This window comes from Oleiphilus sp. HI0123 (genome assembly GCF_001635315.1).
Genome location: NZ_LWGE01000125.1, coordinates 1 through 323, shown reverse-complemented (window position 1 = coordinate 323; position 323 = coordinate 1). Strand labels below are relative to the sequence as shown.

Annotated in this window: 1 protein-coding gene; it reads left to right on the top strand. The window is 36.2% G+C overall.

All coding sequences use genetic code 11. The annotated features are described in order from the left end of the window. The coding region (locus tag A3761_RS01210) for an aminopeptidase (RefSeq protein WP_197472710.1) at positions 1-323 on the top strand (323 nt) is incomplete at both ends.

Genomic DNA, 323 nt, shown 5'->3' with positions numbered 1-323 from the left:
ATATTTACGGATGAAGTATATCTGGTCGAGTTGTTGATACATGAGATTTCTCATCGCAAGCTCTATATAAAAAATGATACTAAATTTAACGAAAACTTCGCTACGGCTGTTGGTACGATTGGCGCTGAGCTTTGGTATAAGAACCAAAGTCAAACACATAAATATCAAGAATATCAGCAAGCAAAAGCAGAGCAAAAGAAGTTAATGAGCTTTGTTTTGAGCTACAAAGATAAACTTCATGATGTCTACCAGGACGACTCATGGAGCGTAGAAAAAAAACGTAAAGAGAAAGATAAGCTGCTGAAGGAAATGAAACTCTCCTT